Source organism: uncultured Thalassolituus sp. (assembly GCF_950066645.1).
GTDB lineage: Bacteria > Pseudomonadota > Gammaproteobacteria > Pseudomonadales > Oceanobacteraceae > Thalassolituus.
Genome location: NZ_CATMFB010000004.1, coordinates 76588 through 96138, shown reverse-complemented (window position 1 = coordinate 96138; position 19551 = coordinate 76588). Strand labels below are relative to the sequence as shown.

General features: G+C 55.0%; 17 protein-coding genes. 3 read left to right on the top strand and 14 right to left on the bottom strand.

Features of this window, described 5'->3' with window-relative positions; translation table 11 throughout:
- Nucleotides 1-5 precede the first annotated feature (5 nt).
- Nucleotides 6-677: a DUF6436 domain-containing protein gene (locus Q1L85_RS04985; RefSeq protein ID WP_300427657.1), complete on the top strand. Its 672-nt coding sequence runs from the start codon at nt 6-8 to the stop codon at nt 675-677.
- On the opposite strand, the gene Q1L85_RS04980 is transcribed toward Q1L85_RS04985, so the two are convergent.
- From Q1L85_RS04980 to Q1L85_RS04970, 3 genes are read right to left on the bottom strand one after another with little or no spacing between them, the layout of a single operon-like run.
- A complete protein-coding gene (locus Q1L85_RS04980) occupies nt 585-2597 on the bottom strand; it encodes a DUF3488 and transglutaminase-like domain-containing protein (protein ID WP_300432498.1) in 2013 nt (670 codons plus the stop codon). The genes Q1L85_RS04985 and Q1L85_RS04980 overlap by 93 nt on opposite strands.
- Nucleotides 2597-3550, bottom strand: coding sequence for a DUF58 domain-containing protein (locus tag Q1L85_RS04975; RefSeq protein WP_300432496.1), 954 nt, complete (start codon nt 3548-3550; stop codon nt 2597-2599). Before Q1L85_RS04975 ends, Q1L85_RS04980 begins: the two co-directional genes overlap by 1 nt.
- Nucleotides 3547-4452, bottom strand: coding sequence for a MoxR family ATPase (locus tag Q1L85_RS04970; protein ID WP_300427177.1), 906 nt, complete (start codon nt 4450-4452; stop codon nt 3547-3549). Before Q1L85_RS04970 ends, Q1L85_RS04975 begins: the two co-directional genes overlap by 4 nt.
- A 272-nt stretch (nt 4453-4724) precedes the next feature.
- Between Q1L85_RS04970 and Q1L85_RS04965 the strand changes: the two genes are divergently transcribed.
- Entirely contained in the window at nt 4725-5861 is a 1137-nt protein-coding gene (locus Q1L85_RS04965) for a putative solute-binding protein (RefSeq protein WP_300427175.1), read from the top strand.
- A gap of 18 nt (nt 5862-5879) precedes the next feature.
- On the opposite strand, the gene Q1L85_RS04960 is transcribed toward Q1L85_RS04965, so the two are convergent.
- The 9 genes from Q1L85_RS04960 to Q1L85_RS04920 all read right to left on the bottom strand — a co-directional run bounded on the left by Q1L85_RS04960 (nt 5880) and on the right by Q1L85_RS04920 (nt 14499).
- A complete protein-coding gene (locus tag Q1L85_RS04960) occupies nt 5880-7094 on the bottom strand; it encodes an O-succinylhomoserine sulfhydrylase (RefSeq protein ID WP_300427174.1) in 1215 nt (404 codons plus the stop codon).
- A gap of 6 nt (nt 7095-7100) precedes the next feature.
- On the bottom strand, nt 7101-8618 hold the full coding sequence (gene purF / locus Q1L85_RS04955) for an amidophosphoribosyltransferase (RefSeq protein WP_300427173.1): 1518 nt from the start codon (nt 8616-8618) through the stop codon (nt 7101-7103).
- Between the two features lie 27 nt (nt 8619-8645).
- Complete coding sequence (locus Q1L85_RS04950) at nt 8646-9140, bottom strand: CvpA family protein (RefSeq protein WP_300427172.1); 495 nt, start codon at nt 9138-9140, stop codon at nt 8646-8648.
- 81 nt (nt 9141-9221) lie between these two features.
- Nucleotides 9222-9776, bottom strand: coding sequence for an SPOR domain-containing protein (locus Q1L85_RS04945; protein WP_300427171.1), 555 nt, complete (start codon nt 9774-9776; stop codon nt 9222-9224).
- Entirely contained in the window at nt 9761-11023 is a 1263-nt protein-coding gene (locus Q1L85_RS04940) for a folylpolyglutamate synthase/dihydrofolate synthase family protein (protein ID WP_300427170.1), read from the bottom strand. The genes Q1L85_RS04945 and Q1L85_RS04940 overlap by 16 nt, the downstream gene beginning before the upstream one ends.
- A 3-nt stretch (nt 11024-11026) precedes the next feature.
- Complete coding sequence (gene trpA, locus Q1L85_RS04935; protein ID WP_300427168.1) at nt 11027-11830, bottom strand: tryptophan synthase subunit alpha; 804 nt, start codon at nt 11828-11830, stop codon at nt 11027-11029.
- A 413-nt stretch (nt 11831-12243) separates the two neighbouring features.
- Nucleotides 12244-13461: a tryptophan synthase subunit beta gene (gene trpB, locus Q1L85_RS04930; RefSeq protein ID WP_300427167.1), complete on the bottom strand. Its 1218-nt coding sequence runs from the start codon at nt 13459-13461 to the stop codon at nt 12244-12246.
- Nucleotides 13436-14074: a phosphoribosylanthranilate isomerase gene (locus tag Q1L85_RS04925; RefSeq protein ID WP_300427165.1), complete on the bottom strand. Its 639-nt coding sequence runs from the start codon at nt 14072-14074 to the stop codon at nt 13436-13438. The genes trpB and Q1L85_RS04925 overlap by 26 nt, the downstream gene beginning before the upstream one ends.
- Nucleotides 14075-14151: 77 nt before the next feature.
- The gene (locus Q1L85_RS04920) at nt 14152-14499 is read right to left on the bottom strand and encodes a helix-turn-helix domain-containing protein (protein ID WP_300427163.1); all 348 of its coding nucleotides are present in this window, start codon (nt 14497-14499) and stop codon (nt 14152-14154) included.
- Nucleotides 14500-14584: 85 nt separating this feature from the next.
- Between Q1L85_RS04920 and Q1L85_RS04915 the strand changes: the two genes are divergently transcribed.
- Complete coding sequence (locus tag Q1L85_RS04915; RefSeq protein WP_300427162.1) at nt 14585-15313, top strand: MBL fold metallo-hydrolase; 729 nt, start codon at nt 14585-14587, stop codon at nt 15311-15313.
- Between the two features lies 1 nt (nt 15314).
- Here Q1L85_RS04915 and truA read toward each other — a convergent pair whose 3' ends face one another.
- Together truA and Q1L85_RS04905 are read right to left on the bottom strand one after the other, a co-directional pair.
- Nucleotides 15315-16130 (bottom strand): tRNA pseudouridine(38-40) synthase TruA, encoded by an 816-nt coding sequence (truA, locus tag Q1L85_RS04910; RefSeq protein WP_300427161.1) that lies wholly within the window; start codon nt 16128-16130, stop codon nt 15315-15317.
- A 3-nt stretch (nt 16131-16133) separates the two neighbouring features.
- Nucleotides 16134-19469 carry a FimV/HubP family polar landmark protein gene (locus tag Q1L85_RS04905; RefSeq protein WP_300427159.1) on the bottom strand — a complete coding sequence of 1112 codons (3336 nt, stop codon included), beginning with the start codon at nt 19467-19469 and terminating at the stop codon, nt 16134-16136.
- Nucleotides 19470-19551: the final 82 nt, after the last annotated feature.

Here is a 19551-nt window from a genome sequence, read left to right as displayed (position 1 = left end):
GAATAATGCAGAGCGAATCCCATTCAAACACACGGGTTTACCTGGTCTCACTACTGATTATTGTCTGGATTGGGGCTTCTCTGGGTGGATTATGGTGGTTCCAGCAGCAGGCGACACGTCCATTTGCGGACACAACAGATCATCCTGATTCGCGCAACGGCAAGGTGATTAAAGCCGCTTTCGAAGATTTCGCAACGCGGTATCCTCCCTCCACTGCAATGGGGCAGCAGCAAGCGGTCACCCTTTATCACCTGTGGAATCCCGACTGCCTCTGCAACAATGTCAGCCAACGTCACATCAACCGGATTCTGAGTGAGATTCCTGAGGACAAACTGCGTTTTATTATGCTCGCACCCGCCGATACTACCGATGAGGTGCTGAATAAGGCGCGGGAAGCAACTCCCCGGGCTGAAGTCATCCGACTACCCGCTGATACTATTCCATTGTCAGCGAGTCCGGGGCTGGCCATTCTCGGACCAGACAATCATCTTGCTTACTATGGAGCGTATGGATTCGGCGCCTTATGCAGCCTGTCGGACGACAAGTTGTTTACAAATATGATCTCCACTCTGCTTTCCGGAGAGTCATATGGGCCGTTTATTAATATTGCCGGCAGCGGTTGCTTCTGCGCCTGGCCGGATCCGCAGCGCAAACCGCCTGAGCTTACGGGCAAGTAGTTTTTCATCCCCTGCCCCGGCATAGAGAGTCTGGTCTACCGCATGACGGAGTTCCATGGCCTCAGAATGCAGCGCGGGCAGACGGGTAGCAATCAGAGCCAGCAGCTGCCCCAGCGCCAGTCCCTCAGGCGCTTCTACTCCAAGGCTCTCACACCGCTCACGTAACAGTTTCCAGGCAGACACCAGCGGGCGATCAGCTTCCTCACGCTGGCGCCACCAGAGCACAAGCATGGCGAGACCGAACATAACAGCAATTGAACCCGCCAGGACATAAAGCCCCTCAGCGAAGTCTTTTAACCCGAGCCAGTTTCGCAGAAACTCATTCTGCCGGCGCCCGTCGTAGGACAATACCCAGCGGTTCCAGTAATAGTTCAGGCTCTCCATTTCCAGGCGTAACCGGTTCAGCCAATCAATACCGCGAAATCTCAGTGGCGACAGAGGCTGATCCGTAAGAAACGTCCCCTCTTCTTCAACCGCGCGTTCCAGACCGTGCTCTATTCTGAGTGGAGACACGGCGGCCGTCGGGTCAAAGACCAGCCATCGCTCACCATCCCACAACTCTACCCAGGCGTGGGCATCGTATTGCCTGACCGTCAGGTAACCATCAGGATGCCACTCGCCTCCCTGATAGCCGGTAACAACCCGCGCAGGAATGCCGACAGCTCTGGCAACGAATGCGGTGGCAGATGCATAGTGAGCGCAGAACCCTCTTCGCCCTTCAAACAGAAATTCGTCAATATCGTTACGGCCATAACGCGAGGGTTTGAGCGTGTAGAAATAGGCGTTACTGCTGAAATGCAGCGCCAGTTTTTCCGCAAACTCCCGCACAGACAAATCCTGAGTGAACTCTGAAGCCCACTCAACCGAGCGTGGATTCATTCCTTCCGGCAGATGAAGATAACGTTGCAATGCCTCATCATCGAGATCCGCCATGACTGCCATCCCGGTCGACCTGACAACGTAGCGTAACTTCTGATAAACCGGCGAACGGTGCCGCAGCAAGCCAGCGTCCGTCCTCCTTATCCGCCCCTCATCCGACCCGGCACCAACAAGTGACGGCAGGTATCGCTGACCGGTCGGCTCGAGAATCACTTCGTACTGGAACCGCGCATCACCGGCTGGTCTGGCAGGCGATGACTCACGCTCCTTGCCGGAATCCCGCCACGTCCGCCCGTCATAGTGATCAAGAATCATCGCCCGCCAATACAGCTCACTGCGTTGCGGCTGCCCTCGTTCAAATGTCACGCGAAACGCCAGCCCGGAAGACTGACTGAGACTCGCGATATCTCCGGGGGCCATCTGTTCCGCCAGTGCCGTCAGGGTTTTCTCAGACTGAAGCGCGACACTCCATAACGGGGCAAACCGGGGAAACAGAAAATACAGAACCAGCATAAAGGGAATCGAGACCAGCATTACCGAGAGTGCAGGTTTCAGAACAGGCAGGCCGGAGGGCAACCCCTTAGCACCGGACGCCTGAACGGCAACCATGGCTGCGACAGCGAGAAATATAGTGACCAGCCCGATTGCCGCATCTCCAATCCCCTGGTGAAAGAGAAAGCCAGCGGTCTGAAGAAAAAAGACCAGATAGATAAGCACCACAGCATCCCGTCGACGAGAGACCTCAAGCACTTTCAGTAACGCGGCAGCGACAAGAAACGCCCCTGCCGCCTCAAGACTCATCTGCCGGCCGCTGGATTCAACAATCGCAATCGTCGCCAGCACCACAGCAGTCCCACGCACTATTTTACCGGGAAACCGCACCCGCCCCAGCCAGACGAGGGTGCGCCAACCGACAACCAGCAGAGACAAGGCGTATAGCCAGGCCGGCAGATAACTGATATGAGGAATCAAGGCGCCGGTAAGTGCCAGCGCTAATAACAGCAGGCCACGCGGTGGAACGGAGGGCGAAAGTTCAGCCATCAGCGCCCCTCCCATAAAGCCAGTGTACGCAGACACCGGGTCTGATGCTGTTCGCCACGCGACGGCTCAAGAACAACGTCAGGCAAGGACAACCCGTAGCGGATCCCGGCCTCCTCTGCCTGCAGAACCCAGGAAGTTAACACCGACAGGCGATACTCGGTGGTCTCTCCAGTGAGCGCCTCCCAGTCCAGCCAGCAGGTTCCACCCTCTTCGGTTTCGTATTCTTTGCTTTTGAGGCTATCGCTCGCGGCGCTGTGTTTCCACGCGATGAGTTTCATGCTGTCACCGGGGCGGTAATCGCGAATTCCTGAGAATTCAGGATCGGAGCCCACTCCCCGAGCAGACTCTCCCTCCGGATCCTCTGCTCCACTGCTCAGCCGTAATGGCAAATGCTCCGGGCGAGGATAGATCACTACAGGGTACTCCAGCGCCACCCAGCTCCACGCAGTAAACAGGCCAAATGGATACCGGGTCGTCAGTTTTATACGCCGGGGGCGGAGTACCCCCCGCTCCCGGGTGGTCAGTGGAATACGAATGTCCTGGCTGACACCTGGCACGACCGTGGTCTGCTCAACAGGATCGCCCGGGAAGCCTGCAAGCAGACCCGCGCGCCAACCAGTTTTTACAGACAGACGGAGTGGAAGAAACACCGTTTCTCCGGCAAAACAGGATTCTGCATGACCAGCCCGGAGGTGCAGCCCGGCCAGATTACGGAAGGTCAGCCACATGGATGCCAGCGACATACTCACCAGCCAGAAGGTCAAGGCGTACACGAGGCTGTTCTGATAGTTGATGGCAGTGAGCAACATAGCGATTAACAACAAGGCAAACACCCACCCGGCAGCCGACGGCAGAATGAATACATTACGGTGACTCAACGCCAGTGCCGCTGCAGGAGGTACCCGCCGGTCCAGCCATCGGCGGAACCTTTCAGATCGCCAGCGCCGCTTCACGCCAGGGCCCGGACCCTGGTGAGAATATCCTGAGAAGCAGCCCCGCTGCTCTGCAGCCTGTGATCCGCCACCGCTGGCAGTACCGCCTGAACATCCTCGGGAGTGATATAGCTCCGCCCGTCGATAAATGCCCACGCCCGGGTCGCCGTGAGCAAAGCAAGACCCGCTCGTGGAGACAGACCATAAGGGTAGCCGGCGTCATAACGGGTAAAGGCCAGAATCCGCTGTATATAATCCAGTACAGCGGGGGCCGCTCTTACAGAAGCCACCTGCTGACGCAGCGCCCGCAAACCATCTGCGTCGAGTACCGCAGGCAACGCATCCGCCAGTGCCCGGCGCCCATTCCCCTCAAGAAGTTCCCGCTCCGCTTTCTCATCCGGGTACCCCAGACGGATACACATCAGAAAACGATCAAGCTGAGACTCTGGCAAAGGGAAGGTGCCAGCCTGGGAGGCCGGGTTCTGAGTGCCAATGACGAAGAAAGGATCCGGCAGCGGATAGGTCTGACCATCGACGCTGACCTGGCGCTCTTCCATGGCTTCGAGCAGAGCGCTCTGCGAGCGGGCGGTTGCCCGGTTGATTTCATCAGCAAGCAGCAATTGCGAAAATACAGGCCCCGGATGGAACCGGAACCGACCTTGTCCTGTTTCAGGGTCTTTCTCAAAGATATTCACGCCCAGCACATCCGCCGGTAACAGGTCACTGGTAAACTGAACACGGCTGTACTTGAGGCCAAATACTCTCGCCAACGCATGCGACAAGGTGGTTTTCCCCATCCCCGGAAGATCCTCAATAAGAAGATGCCCATCCGACAGAAGACAACAGACCGCCAGGCGGATCTGATCCGCCTTGCCCAGAACAACTGAATTGAGATGATTCAGAACCTGATTTATTTCAGACATTTATGTTTTTCCTGACAGTGCCGTTAACAGGATATAGACAGATAACTGTCTGTTGAAGGTTGTCATGACGGAAATATGCAATGCATCCGCAAACGAAGGCTGTCAGCCATCGTAGCGCCACGATGTAGTGATCTACGCCAACATGACCTGACCGGCGTACACAGCGCGTCTGGACGGATATAATCGCCGCCCCGGACCGGTAAACGCTATACATCGACAGAGACCGGTAACAAAATAGCGCCCACTGGATGAAGTACTCTGAAGGACAGACAATGAGACCCCTTTTCAGCCTGATCACTCTGATCAGCCTGCTTTTCTGCCAGACGCATAGTGCAGCGGCAGACGAAGCTGCCAGACAGTCGCAGGACCGTTCAGCCAAACGACTCGAAGAGACCGTTCTTAATCAGAACCTCACGCTGGAAAAGCGGGTCAAAGCCCTGAAAGTGCTGATGGCCGATGAAATGCAGGACGGCTTTCTGAATCGTACGTTCTGCATCTGGGATCCACTGGGCAAAGCTGGCCCGATCGCCGGCGCCGCAAATGATCAGATTCTCAGATCAATGCACTACGGCATGAAACTCAGCATTGAAGTATTTCAGGATGAAACTGCGATTAAGCAGGCGTTCCTGGATACCACCGAGTGCGATGCCATTCTGATCCGAGGCGCCGCAGCCCGCCCGTTCAATTCGTTTCTGTCGACTCTGGAAGCACCAGGCGCACTGCCTGACCGCGACCACCTGCAGCTACTGGCTCAGGTGCTTGCCAAGCCTGCGATTGCGCCCAAGCTGACCAACGACAAGTATACTGCCCTTGGGGTTATCACCATTGGCAGTCAGCATCTGTTTGCGAGCTCGGCTGCACTGGCATCAACGTCAGCGCTGCAGAACAGCAGCCTGGCGGTGTCCGACGCCGACCAGGGCTACGTGCGTCTTATTGAGAAGTTCGGTGGTTCCGCCCGCAGTAACGCTCTGAACGCCAGCGTGCTGGCTTTCTCTGCCGGGCTGAGTCAGCAGTTGATCGCCCCGGACATCGGCTACCTGATGGCGGGCGTCGGATTAACGGACACAACAAATGTGGCGCTGGATATTCCCCTGGGCCAGTCAACCCTGCAACTGGTCGGTCACGCTGACCGTTTTCCGGCGGGGCTGGCACAAATTCTGAGAGAAGACTTTCTGTTCCGCTTCCACCACTATGCTCGCCTGCTGGACAAGGAGCTGGGCAATCTTCCGGCGTCTTTCTGGCTGACACCGACACAGGCGGACACTGAGCGCCTTACCGGACTGTCACGAAGCGTGAGAATTGAATTGCGGAATAAAGGGTATTACGACGCCGACATGCTGAAACTGGCGAGAAAAATACGCTGCCGCTTCACACCCGACGAAGATGAGTGCAAAAACCCGGTGGAGTAACCACCGGGCTTTCCTGCCTCAAAGCAGATCAAGCCCGCGGACAAGATCTTTCTTGATGTCCTCGATATCCTCAAGGCCGACGGAAATCCGCACAAGCGCCTGAGAAATACCGGCTTCAGCACGTTGCTCATCTGTAAGACGACCATGAGTGGTCGTGCCGGGGTGAGTAATCGTGGTTTTCGTATCCCCCAGGTTGGCCGTGATAGAAATCATGCGGGTCGCATCAACCACTTTCCATGCTTCCTCGCGACCACCGGCTACTTCGAATGACAGCACACCGCCAGACAGGCTCTGCTGTGATCTGGCCAGCTCGTACTGAGGGTGAGTCGGCAGCCCGCAGTAGTTAACCTTCGTCACTTTAGGGTGCGCCTCGAGCCACTCAGCAAGAAGTTGGGCGTTCTCGCTGTGTGCTTTCATACGTAGCGACAGGGTTTCAAGCCCCTTAAGGAAGACCCAGGCATTAAACGGGCTCATGGTCGGGCCCGCCGAACGCAGCACACCGATCACAGGATCGATCAGCTCAGCTGAGCCGACTACGGCACCGCCAAGGCAACGCCCCTGCCCGTCTATGTATTTAGTTGCCGCATGCACGACAAGGTCAGCACCGAGCGCCAGTGGCTTCTGAGCCGCCGGTGTACAGAAGCAGTTATCAACGACAAGCATGGCACCTGCATCACGGGACAACGCAGCAATGGCGCGGATATCTGCGACTTCGATCAGAGGGTTGGAAGGCGACTCAAGAAACAGCATGCGCGTGTTTTCACGCACAGCGCCCTTCCAGGCATCCATATCGAGTGGATTCACATACGTGATATCAACATTAAACTTGCGCAGATACTTCTCGAGCAGAACATTGGTGGACCCAAAGACTGCACGGGAGCAGATCAGATGATCCCCGGCTTCGAGATGAGCGACGCATACCGCATAGATAGCAGCCATGCCTGACGCCGTCGCTGCACACAATTCACCACCTTCAAGGGCCGCCAGACGTTCTTCGAACGCACGCACCGTCGGATTGGTGTATCGGGAGTAGACGTTGCCACGACGCTCACCGCCAAAGGTCGCTGCAGCCTCTGCAGCCGACGAGAAGACGTAGCTGCTCGTTGGGAAGATAGCTTCGCTGTGCTCACCTTCCGGAGTGCGCAACTGACCGGCCCTTACAGCCAGCGTATCAAAGCCGGCATCGCTCAGGTCAGACTGGTATCGCTCTGGCCATTCTGGATGGTCCGCCATAACAAATCAGCTCTCGGTTTCGTTATGCAGGTCGATCGCTTCGTTATCAATCACCTGCAGGGTCTTGGAAGCATCCGCACGCAACTCGTAGAGTCGGCGGAAGTACTCGTCGTTGATATCTTTAGTGACATATTCGCCGTTAAAGACGGAACAGTCAAAGCTGCGTGCATCTGTCGTTGCACCTTCAAGACAGGCTTCCACCAGATCTTCGATATCCTGGTAAACCAGCCAGTCAGCACCGATTTCTTTGGCGATTTCTTCGGTGCTGCGGTTATGAGCGATAAACTCTTCCTTCGCCGGCATATCAATGCCGTAGACGTTAGGGAAACGCACAGCAGGTGCCGCCGAAGCGAAGTAAACGTTGCGGGCTCCCGCTTCCCGGGCCATCTCAATGATCTGCTCACAGGTGGTGCCACGAACGATCGAGTCATCCACTAACAGAACATTCTTTCCGCGGAATTCAAGATCCAGGGCGTTCAGCTTCTGCTTCACGGATTTCTTACGCAGCTGCTGACCCGGCATGATGAATGTCCGGCCGATGTAGCGGTTCTTCATAAAGCCTTCGCGATACTTCACGCCCAGATGGTTCGCAAGCTCAAGTGCAGAAGAACGACTGGTATCAGGAATCGGAATAACAACGTCGATGTCATGATCCGGGTGCTCGCGCATAATCTTCTCGGCGAGCTTTTCGCCCATCCGCAAACGCGCTTTGTACACCGCAATACCATCGATAATGGAATCAGGACGAGCGAAGTAAACATGTTCGAAAATACAGGGAGTAAGCTCTGTGTTTTCGGCACACTGCTCGGTAAAAATCTGGCCGTCCTCTGTCAGGACGACACATTCACCCGGCGCGATATCGCGATCAAGGCGGAAGCCCAGTGCGTCGAGCGCAACCGACTCGGAGGCCACCATGTACTCAGGCCCCTGAGCCGTATCGCGATGACCGAACACAGCAGGACGGATACCATGCGGGTCACGGAAAGCCACGATACCGTAACCTGTGATCATGGCTACCACAGCGTAACCACCGCGAATCCGTTTATGTACTTCACGAACAGCTTTAAAAATCACTTCCGGTGACGGCTTCAGCTGACGCTGTTCCTGCAATTCGTGCGCAAAGATGTTCAGCAGGACTTCAGAATCTGACGTTGTATTCACATGGCGCAGATCTTCACGATAGATATCCTCAGCCAACTGCTCTGTGTTTGTCAGGTTGCCGTTGTGTGCCAGCGTGATGCCATAAGGCGAGTTCACATAGAAAGGCTGAGCTTCTGCGGAACTTGAGCTGCCTGCGGTCGGATAGCGCACATGGCCAATACCCATGTTACCGAGCAGACGCTTCATGTGGCGGGTGCGGAAGACGTCGCGCACCAGGCCGTTGTCTTTGCGCAGGCAAAGCTTGTTTCCGTAGCTGGTGACAATACCGGCGGCGTCCTGGCCACGGTGCTGGAGCACAGTCAAAGCGTCATAAATCGACTGATTGACATGGGATTTACCAACAATACCCACAATTCCGCACATGCGCGTTATACCTCAAACAAGCTTTTATTAACTGGAAGCGGCCATCACCTGAGATACTGCAGCAGGCAGGGTCTTACGCGCCCATTCTGCCAGCACCTCGAGATGAGGAATCATACTGGACTCCTGCCACCAGGCATCACCCGGTAGCATAGTCATCTGTCCAAGGTAGACCAGAACGACCACAATGAGCAGCCCCCTGACCATACCAAAGACCATCCCCAGAACCCGGTCAGTACCGGTCAGGCCAGTGGCCTTCACTATCTGGGAAATCAGGTAATTGATGAGCGCCATTACAAACAGCGTAGCAACAAAAAGAATGACGAAGGCAACGACCCAGCGAAGACTGTTGGTTTCAATCTGCCCTTCCAGCAGCGTCGCCAGATTGCCACTGAAGAAACGGGCAACAAAAAGAGCGACAACCCAGGACACCAGCGACAGCGCTTCTTTCACGAAGCCACGCATCAGGCTGATCAGCCCTGAAACCACGATGACACCCAGTATCACCCAATCAATGACGGTCATTCACTGCCCCGGCAGTCATTAAGAAAGCGCGCAGTATACCAGAGAGAGTGCGCTATAAAAGGATTGACGGAAGGGAAACTCTCAGCTTTCCGCGGCGTAGCGGCGGATATAGATATCCTGCTGCTTCAGCTCGCTGCGCAGCCGCTCGCGCAGTTGCTCTGCATCGTCTCGTCGTAGCTCTGGTCCGACATAAACCCGGACAATGCCCTGTGACGGAAATTCCTGAACGTAGGCCTTATACCCCTTCGCTCTGAGGCGATCACGCAGGCGGTGCGCATTCTCGCGCTGACTGAACGCTCCGAGCTGAAGCGTCCAGGCATAAGGCACACCGGACTCATCCAGCACCCCCCGGTCGGCAGGGGCTTCCTGAGAAACTGGCTCGTCCCGGGTCACTACCTCAGGCTCTGGTATGGCGATGGCCGCCGTTGCTTCCCCAGCAACGACTTCCTCAATTTCTTCCCGCACCTGCCGCTCATATTCAGGCGTCGACCACTGAGGTGCCTCAGGACGGACTGGCGCTGTTGTCTCCAGCAGCTCGTGCGTCCGCGAACCATCAAGAATAATAGGCAGTACAATCAGCATCGCCGTGACAGTCACCACCGCGCCAAGAATGCGCTTTTTCAGATGGAGTTCCATGTGCCCTCTCTGGCAGTAATCAGTTCACCCGCGGCCTCTACCGTATAGAAGGACCCGGCGATGAGGATGACACCCTCTTCTGGCACTGCAGTCAAGGCATCTTCCATATTATCGAACCTGTCGGCGACAACCCGCCCTGTCAGTTCAATACGCTCCGCCAATGCATCCGCACTGAGGCCGCGCCAGGTATCAAGAGTGACAGTAATAATACGATCTGGTTCTGGCAGTGCCTCAATCACACCCGCGACGTCTTTATCACTCAACATTCCGAGCACCAGACAATCCACGCGGTCGACATGATGGCGAAGGTAAGCCGCCGCCTGAGGGTTGTGAGCTACATCCAGAACGTAAGTGCGCTCGTTCTGCCCGACGACCTGCCAGCGCCCCGGTACCCTGAGCGCTGCAACCGTCTGAACAATAACGTCATCCTGCGGCAGCCACCCCATCAGGCCAAGCGCCTGAACAGCGGTGGCAACGTTGTGGTGCGGTATAGAGTACTCTGGAAACTTCAGGGTTTTATCAACACCGGACACCCGATAACTGACTTCTAAACCCTCATCGCGCAGATCGGCGGTGAAATCTGAATCCCGGCAACACCAGAGACCGCCGATTGCAGACACTGTTTCAGCAGCAGTCGCTGGCGGCGTTTGCTGGCCACACACCAGCCAACGCCCCGGACGCGCGATCGAACACTTCTCGTAAGCGATCTGCTCAGTCGTATCACCCAGCCAGGCCTGATGATCCAATCCTATGCTGGTCACCACCGACAGATCAGCATCGACAATATTCACGGCATCCAGGCGCCCGCCGAGCCCGATCTCAAGCACTACCGCATCTGGTGCGGTCTGCGAGAAATGCCATAACGCGGCCAATGTACCGAACTCAAAATACGTCAGGGAAGTGTCACCGCGTGCATCCTCCACCGCCTGAAAAGACCGGCACAGATCGCTATCGGAGATAAACTTGCCATCGAGCGTTACGCGCTCGTTGTAGCGGTGAATATGGGGAGAATTATAGATTCCGACGCTCATACCCTGAGCCCGGAGCAGAGCGGCCAGCAATGCCGACGTGGTGCCTTTGCCGTTGGTTCCACCAACCAGAATCACCCGACCCGCCGGACGCAGACAGCCAAGTTTCTCGGCCACTGACGACACGCGGGCGAGGCCCAACTCTATTTCAACGGGATGGATGGCTTCCAGATAGGCAAGCCATTCATCCACAGACCAGTCGAGTGTGTTTCCGGTCATTTATCAGGCGTCCATCGCCTCACGCATGCTGTGAGCAAGGCCTGAAACATCCGTGATCGCCTGCGGTGGGTTATTAACCTGATCTGCAATACGACTCACCAGAGCACTGCCCACGATCACACCATCGCATACCGCCGCCACCCGGGCTGCAGCTTCGGCATTCTGAATCCCGAAGCCGACACACAGAGGGGCAACCACGTGCTCACGGATACGATCAAGGTTGCGCGAAACATCATCAACGTCGATCGCCGCTGATCCAGTAACACCACGCAGCGATACGTAGTACACGTACCCACGCCCCACCTTACCGATTGTCTTGATGCGTTCTTCAGTACTGGTTGGTGCGAGGAGGTAAATAAAATCGATTCCAGCCGCTTCAAACATGCTGTCGACTTCTGCCGTTTCTTCCGGCGGCATATCAACGATCAGAACGCCATCCACCCCGGATTCAGAGGCCAGACTGACGAAGGTCTCGTAGCCCATGGCCTCGACCGGGTTGAGGTAGCCCATCAGAACAACAGCTGTCTTCTGATCGGTTTTGCGGAATTCGGCGACCATCGCCAGAACATCGCGAAGAGAGGTACCGTGCGCCAGAGCGCGCTCACACGCGAGCTGGATCGTGGGACCATCAGCCATAGGGTCTGAAAACGGGACTCCAAGTTCAATAACATCTGCACCGGCTTCCACCAGAGCATGCATCATAGGAACAGTCGTTTCTTTGTCCGGATCACCGGCTGTAATGTAGGGAATCAGGGCTTTCTTCCCCTGGCTCGCCAGGGTGTCAAATACTTTACTTATGCGGGTCATATCAGCAACTCTAAATCTTCGTCTGCTTCCGGCATAACCGTTGGCAGTATTCCTTTGGTGAACTGAAACAACCATGTACGTTTTTCAAAACGCAATGCCTGCTTCCGCCTACGCAAACATCCCGCAACCGGAGGTGCTCTCTTCCCATAACATCGAAAACGGACCGGGTCATAACACTGAACCGCAGGCCACAAACGCACAGGAGCAAATACTCAAAAGTATTGCAGGCCACCCCGACTGCCAATTTTCTGCATTCAGAAAACCGTCGCGCAACCAGAGTCCTGCAAAAATTGAGCACAACACTGGCCGGATAAGTCTGCTCAGAAACAAAGAGAACAAATCTGATCCGTTTCACGCGGTTTCTGTCGATCTTTCTGACTTTCAGCACCCCGCTAAACGGGGTACTGAAGCGATCAGGCCGTCACACCATCCAAAGATGCGATGGTGTGTATATCTTTATCACCACGACCTGACAGATTTACGACGATGACCTTATCTTTATCCATCGTCGCCGCCAATTTCATGGCATACGCAACCGCATGAGAACTCTCAAGTGCTGGCATAATGCCTTCGAGGCGGGTCAGCTTATGGAAAGCATCCAGAGCTTCATCATCCGTAGCAGCCACATAGTTAGCGCGGCCAACATCCTTCAACCAGCTGTGCTCGGGCCCAACACCCGGGTAATCAAGACCGGCAGAGATAGAATGCGTACCCATGATCTGGCCGTTTTCGTCTTCCATCAGATACGTGCGGTTCCCGTGAAGAACCCCTGGGCGTCCCTTGCTGAGCGGCGCTGCATGATCATCACCATCCAGACCCAGACCGCCCGCTTCAACGCCATACATGGCAACTTCCGGGTACTTGATGTACGGGTAGAACATACCGATCGCGTTAGAGCCACCACCAACACAGGCGACTACCGCATCGGGCTGACGCCCGATCTGCTCATCACACTGGCGCTGAGTTTCGCGACCAATGATGCTCTGAAAATCACGCACCAGCATAGGGTATGGGTGGGGCCCAGCTGCCGTACCGATAATGTAGAAAGTATCTTCTACATTTGTGACCCAGTAGCGCATGGCTTCATTCATCGCATCTTTGAGTGTTTTGGTGCCACAGGTAACAGATTCGACTTCTGCGCCCAGAAGCTTCATCCGGTAAACGTTCAGCTTCTGACGCTCAACATCCGTCGAGCCCATAAACACCTTACACTCGAGACCAAACTTGGCCGCGACCGTTGCCGAGGCCACACCGTGCTGACCAGCACCTGTCTCAGCAATCACTTTCTTTTTGCCCATGAACTTCGCAAGCAGTGCCTGCCCGATCGTATTGTTCACCTTGTGGGCGCCCGTGTGGTTAAGATCTTCCCGCTTGAGGTAGATCTTTGCACCACCACACAGTTCGGTCAGACGCTCCGCAAAATAGAGCGGCGATGGACGACCGACGTAGTGAGCGAGCTCTTTATCAAACTCTGCCTGAAAATCAGGATCATTGCGCAGTCTGGCATAGGTCTGCTGCAGTTCATCCAGAGCGGCGGTCAGGGTTTCGGAAACGAAACGCCCACCAAAAATACCGAAATGGCCACGCTCATCCGGCAGTTCAACATTAAAATCTGTAGTGTTCGTCGACACGATTCACCTCTTTCACAAAATCAGCGATTTTGCCGTGATCTTTTATCCCTTTAGCTGCCTCCACACCGCCGCTGATATCTACAGCGTACGGTTTCACCACGGATATCGCTTCAGCGACATTTCCGGGCTCGAGACCACCGGCAAGTATTAAGGGTTTAGGCGGATTATCGGGTACCAGAGTCCAGTCAAAGGTCTCTCCGGTCCCACCTGGCACGCCAGGTTTATAACTGTCTAGGAGAATTGCCAGTGCGCCAGGGAAGCGCAGGCACGACGCCACCACATCCGACGCTTGCCGGACACGGAGGGCTTTGATGTAGGGGCGTTTGAACTGTCGACAAAAGTCGTCATCTTCATCACCATGGAATTGGATAAGGTCAATTCTAACGCTATCCAGAACGCTTTGCACCTCTACGACTGAGGGATTTACGAACAATGCCGTAACAGTCACAAACGCCGGGACAGCAGCAACGATATCAATCGCCTGAGTCGCGGTTACCCCTCGCGGGCTGGGCGGATAGAAAACCAGCCCAATGGCATCAGCACCCGACTCAACAACGGCCTTTGCATCTTCAGCGCGTGTAATACCGCAGATTTTGATACGCGTTCGTAACATGTCGCTCTACTCTGAAATCTCTTTGCAGAAATGATAACAGATGCGGCGTTCAGCTTTCAGCGGACATGTCGGAGCTTTTACACGGTGGAATCAGCTTCAGCCAGAAAAACGTCTGCCCAGGCAAACATCGAATCAAGCACCGGGCGAAGCGCCTGCCCTGACTCAGTCAACTGGTAGGTCACTGTCACTACCCGCTCTTCACCAACGTCACGGGCAACCAACCCTGCATTTTCAAGCTCCCGCAGCTGCTCAGTCAACACTTTATGACTGATAGGACTCAGACGGCGCTGCAACTGGCCGAACTGCTGCGGCGCCTCAAGCAACTGATGAATCAGCATGGGCTTCCATTTCCCCCCGAGCAATCGCAGGGTTTCGACAACCGGACAACAAAGCGGATTGTCACTGTGCACAGCTGAATGACCCATAGCAGTTACCTGAAAGTGCGTAATTGATGTTCCCGAACGGCTCTTTAGAGTGTCAAAGAACGCCCTCGACCACAAGGAGACCGGAATGCCACTCACGCCACCCTCAATCGTCAGAATCCCTATTGCACCTGCCGGAATGATCAACGCGTTTCTGATCTGCCAGGACCCCTGTTACATACTGGTCGACAGCGGTCTGCCCGGCACAGAAGACAAAGTCGCACGCGCACTGGAGCGTCTTGGCAAATCATACTCGGACATCAGCCTGATCATCATCACCCACGCACACATAGATCACGCTGGAAATGCCGCCCTTCTGAGCCAGCATTCAGGGGCTCCGATACTTGCTCACGAAGCCGATCTGCCCTTCTATCTGGGCGAAAAGAAAATGACCTTCTGTGCGACCGGCTGGTTCGGCCATGCATTCAAACTCACTGGCGCCATACAGAAACCCTATCAACCCTTTACACCGGACATTCTGCTCACAGGCGACCAGAGCTACTGTCTTAAAGAATACGGCATAGAGGGTTACGTCAGACCGACAACAGGCCACACCTGCGGCTCTATCTCCGTGATCATTGAAGACAAGGTAGCGCTTGTCGGCGACCTTATCTCGTCAGGAATTCTGCTGGGTGGAATACTGTTTAAGGGCAAAGCTAAGCGCCCACCGTTTGAAGAGAACCCTCAGGCTGTCGGAATGGCACTTGAGGCACTGACAGATACAGGAGTAACTGAATTTCATATGGGACATGGTGGCCCGCTTCAGCGGCGCGAAGTCAGGCGACATGCCCGTATGCTCAGATCATTGAAACAATAATTCAGCGACCGATCAGAGGCTCAAGCAGCGCCGGCCCCCAGGGTGAACAGGGAATATCAAATTCTTCAGGAAACCGCACCCCAACGAAGTAGAGCCCACCACCCGGGGCCGTGACACCTGCCTGATTGCGGTCCCGGGCCTCAAGCACCTGGGTCATCCACTCAACAGGTTGGCGCCCCTGCCCGATAGGAAGCAGAACACCGACAATGTTGCGGACCATATGATAGAGAAATGCGCTGCACTCCAGCTCCACCATAATCAGACGATCAAACCTCTCAACCCTGATGTGGTGCATTTCTTTCACCGGGCTTTTCGCCTGACAGTCCTTCGCCCGGAAAGACGTGAAATCGTGCGTTCCGATGAGACGCTGAGCAGCCTCGTGCATCAGCTTTTCATCCAGAGGATACTTCCACCAGGTTAACTGATCATGCATCAGCGCCTGACGCGCGGGATGGTTATATATCAGGTAACGATAACGCCGGGCCTGTGCTTTGTATCTTGCATGGAATTCCCCCGACACCTCGCTGATCCATTGAACAGAGACACCGTCGGGCAGATGGGTATTAATTCCCATCATCCAACCATAATCACTGCGGATCGAAGGGCTATCAAAATGGATAACCTGCTGAGTTGCATGAACACCGGCGTCGGTTCTTCCGGCGCAGGCGACCTCTACGGGATGATTGGCAACCATTGAAATGGCCGCCTCAAGGGCGGCCTGTACGGTCGGTTCGTCGTGATGCTTCTGGCGTTGCCAGCCGTGGAAGCAGGCGCCGTTGTATTCAACAACGGCGGCATAGCGTTTTACGTCAGACATGAATCAGGAGAGGTTACCCAGAAGATCCTGCGCGTCCTGCTTCTGCTGATCATTGCCTTCGGATACTACCTCAGACAGCAACTCCTTAGCGCCATCGTAGTCTTCCATATCGATGTATGCACGAGCCAGATCCAGCTTGGTAGCGCACTCATCAGTACCCGAGAGGAAATCAAACTCATCATCGGCTGCTGCCAGCTCATCAAGATCGATACCTCCAATAAGATCACTCTCATCAGAATCTGCAGCAAACGCACCCAGGTTCAGGTCATCGTCCAGTGAAGACCCGGAAGCTTCCGCCAGAACGTCTTCAGACTCAGACTCAACTACCGATTCATCTGCGACTACAGGAGCCTCTGGTTGATCATCCACCGCGACAGGCGACGGCGCTTCAAACTCTTCGATCTCGGAATCTATCGCAACATCGGGGGCTGAAACCTCAGGAAGATCATCATCCTCAGCAGCAAGATCCAGGTCCGCATCCAGCTCATCAAGGCTATCGGCGATATCAGTTGCATCCAGCTCCAGATCGAAATCCAGATCACTGCCCGCTTCCGGAGCTTCGATTACCGCTTCGTCGTTTGTCGCCAGATCAGACAGCTCTGCATCAAGGTCTGCAAGATCAGCAATGTCGGAATCAGCTTCAACAGACACTTCAGCCGCAACCGGAGTTTCCCCAAGGTCGCCCTCTTCATCCAGAGTCAGCTCAGCGTCATCATCGAGAGACAACTCCCCGGCATCAAATGCTACCAGGTCGTCCAGCTCAGAATTATCCGTGCTGCTGACTGGAGCATCTTCGGCAAACTCAAGATCGAACTCAGAATCTGCCACCGTTGGTTCTTCCGTGGCCGCAGCGAATTCGAGCGGAGTCTCTACTGAATCGGCAACGTCCAGATCATCGGAGTCCAGCTCCATCTGATTAGCGCTATCTTCGAGTCCGGTGCTTTCAGCAACGGATTCGTCCGCATCATCGAGAGAGAAGTCGAGAAGGTCATCGTCAACGTCAAGGGAGTCTTCTTCCAGTGACATATCAACGCCTTCCTGATCGGCATTGAAGTCTGACGTTTCACCCAGCTCAAGCTCAGGCACTTCCTCAAGCGAGGCGCCAATGCCGTCGTCCTCAGGGGCGACGTCATCACCGAAATCGAGAGCTTCGCCAAAGTCCATTCCACCCGCAAATTCTTCATCTGCGCCTTCATCAAGTGAAGGAATTTCTCCATCAAGCGACAAATCAGCAGAAACATTGCCAGGCTCGACCGGCGACGTAAGCTGAGCCCGGAGAGCACGAGCCTTATCGTTTGCATCGACATCTCCGATCGCAATCAGGCCAGCTTCAACGGCTGCAAACTTATCCGCTTCATCAAGTGAACTGTGAACTTCAAGTAACTTAAGACGCAGATCAACACGTTCAGGCTCTGCCAGAATGGCCTTATTCAGCAGATCGGCTGCCTGATCAAACTTGCCGTAAGCGATGTAGATGTCGGACTCACTGATCGCATCTTCAGTCTGCCCAACCGTTTCATACTGCTCGCCATCGGCGTCATCGAATGAACCAATATCCAGTTCATCCATGTCATCGGTCACAGGCATTTCGCCGAGGTCATCCTGATGCAGTTCAAAATCATCCAGACCACCGGACACCAGCTCTTCATTCTCCGTTGAGTTTTCCTCGAAGGTAGGAAGATCGGCTACTTCTTTGTCATCGAACAACGGCATTGCAGCGTTGTCGAATGAGACATCAATCTGACTGTCGGCGAGCTCGTTTGATTCAGCCGCCTCTTCTTCGGTCTTCTTACCTTTAAACAAGCGGATCAGACCGAAAATCAGCAGGAGAATACCTGCAGCGATCGCGCCGAGAATGTGAGTTGGCAGAGAAGTTACGGTACCGATGATATCGTCCAGAGGGGACTTCGGCTGCGCAGCTGCTTCCATAGCTTTGCGGCGCTCTTCTGCCATACGGGCTTTCAGCTCCGCCGCTTTCTGCTCAGAAGACTGGACCTCAGAAGGCTGGCTCTCAGCAACCTGAGGCTTCTCCGCGCCTTCACTGTAATTGAAGTCAGTCGCACCTTCGGCAGGCGCTGTTTCTGCTGCAGACTTAGCTGCTTCCGGCGTTTCAGCTGGCGTTGGAGCAACCGCCGCGATATCAGTACCGCCCGCTGTTTTCTCCACCGGCTTACTTTCTGCTACAGGCGCAGGTGTTTCCGTGGCTACTGCGGCTTTCTCGGCATTGGACTCTGCCGAGTTCAGCTGAATATTTGCCAACTGATCATTCTGCAGCGAAATCAGACGTTCCATTTTAGCCAGCTGCTCTTCAAGAGAAGACAGACGGTCAACAAGTTCCTGATTTTCGCGACGGCTTTTATCGAGATTCTCCAGCGCAATAGCGAGGTCGTTTTCAAGCGCTGAAGCTTTGACTCCCGCCCCACCAGATACTGCGCCACTGGCAGCCCCAGCTTTGCCGTCACCAGAGGCAGACACCAGGCGAACTTCACCACCTGCAGAATTACCACGTGATGCACCCGCCGATGCCTTGCGCCCTGTTGCATCAATCTGAGCAACAGCGGCCTTCAGCTCACGGTTCTGTCGGTTAACTTCGGTTACCGCTTCACGCTGAGCGATTGTGCGAACAATCGACTCGTCCGGGATATCCAGAACGGTGTGTGTTTTCAGACGGTTAATATTGCCATTAATAAAGGCATCAGGATTCACGTCCTGCAGTGCGATCATCATCTGCTGGGGAGTCACGGAAGCGTTAGGACGCGTTTCCAGTGCGATCTGCCAGAGAGTATCGTTCGGCTGTACTTTATAGGTTCCTGGCTGCGCAGGCTGAGACCAGGTATTACCAGACGCAGGTCGTGCCTGGGTCGGTGCCGCTGGCTGCGGAGCCGTTGCAGTAGTCCGGCTGGTCACCACCGATGCCGCAGGAACTGCAACCAGAGGTTGGATTGTTTCTTCCTGGAATACCGGTGGGTCCAGCAGCACAGTGTACTCACGCAGCACACGACCGGCTGGCCAGTTAAGCTCTACCAGAAAGTTAAGAAACGGTTCGTTAATAGGATCACGGGTGGTGACGATAATACGGTCACCGTTGATCGAGAACTTCATCTGGCGCAGGAACTGATAACGCTCAACACCGGCACGTTCAAAATCTTCGGTGCTCGCCAGACGGGGTTTAATCTCAGCAGAGGTCAGGCCTGCGGAGTCAATCATCTGAATCTCGGCCTTGAGCGGCTGGTTCAGTGCTGAATCCAGATCAAGCTCTCCAAGACCCAGCGCCAGCAGTTGGGATGACGCGGTCATGCCACCAGCCAGCAGAATACTCTTCGCAAGTAGGCGTTTCATTATTGCTTCCTTGTTATCGTTGTGACGGCCACTTTCCGCCAATACTACTTTTTTATAGATAATCCTGACCCAGCTTACTTAT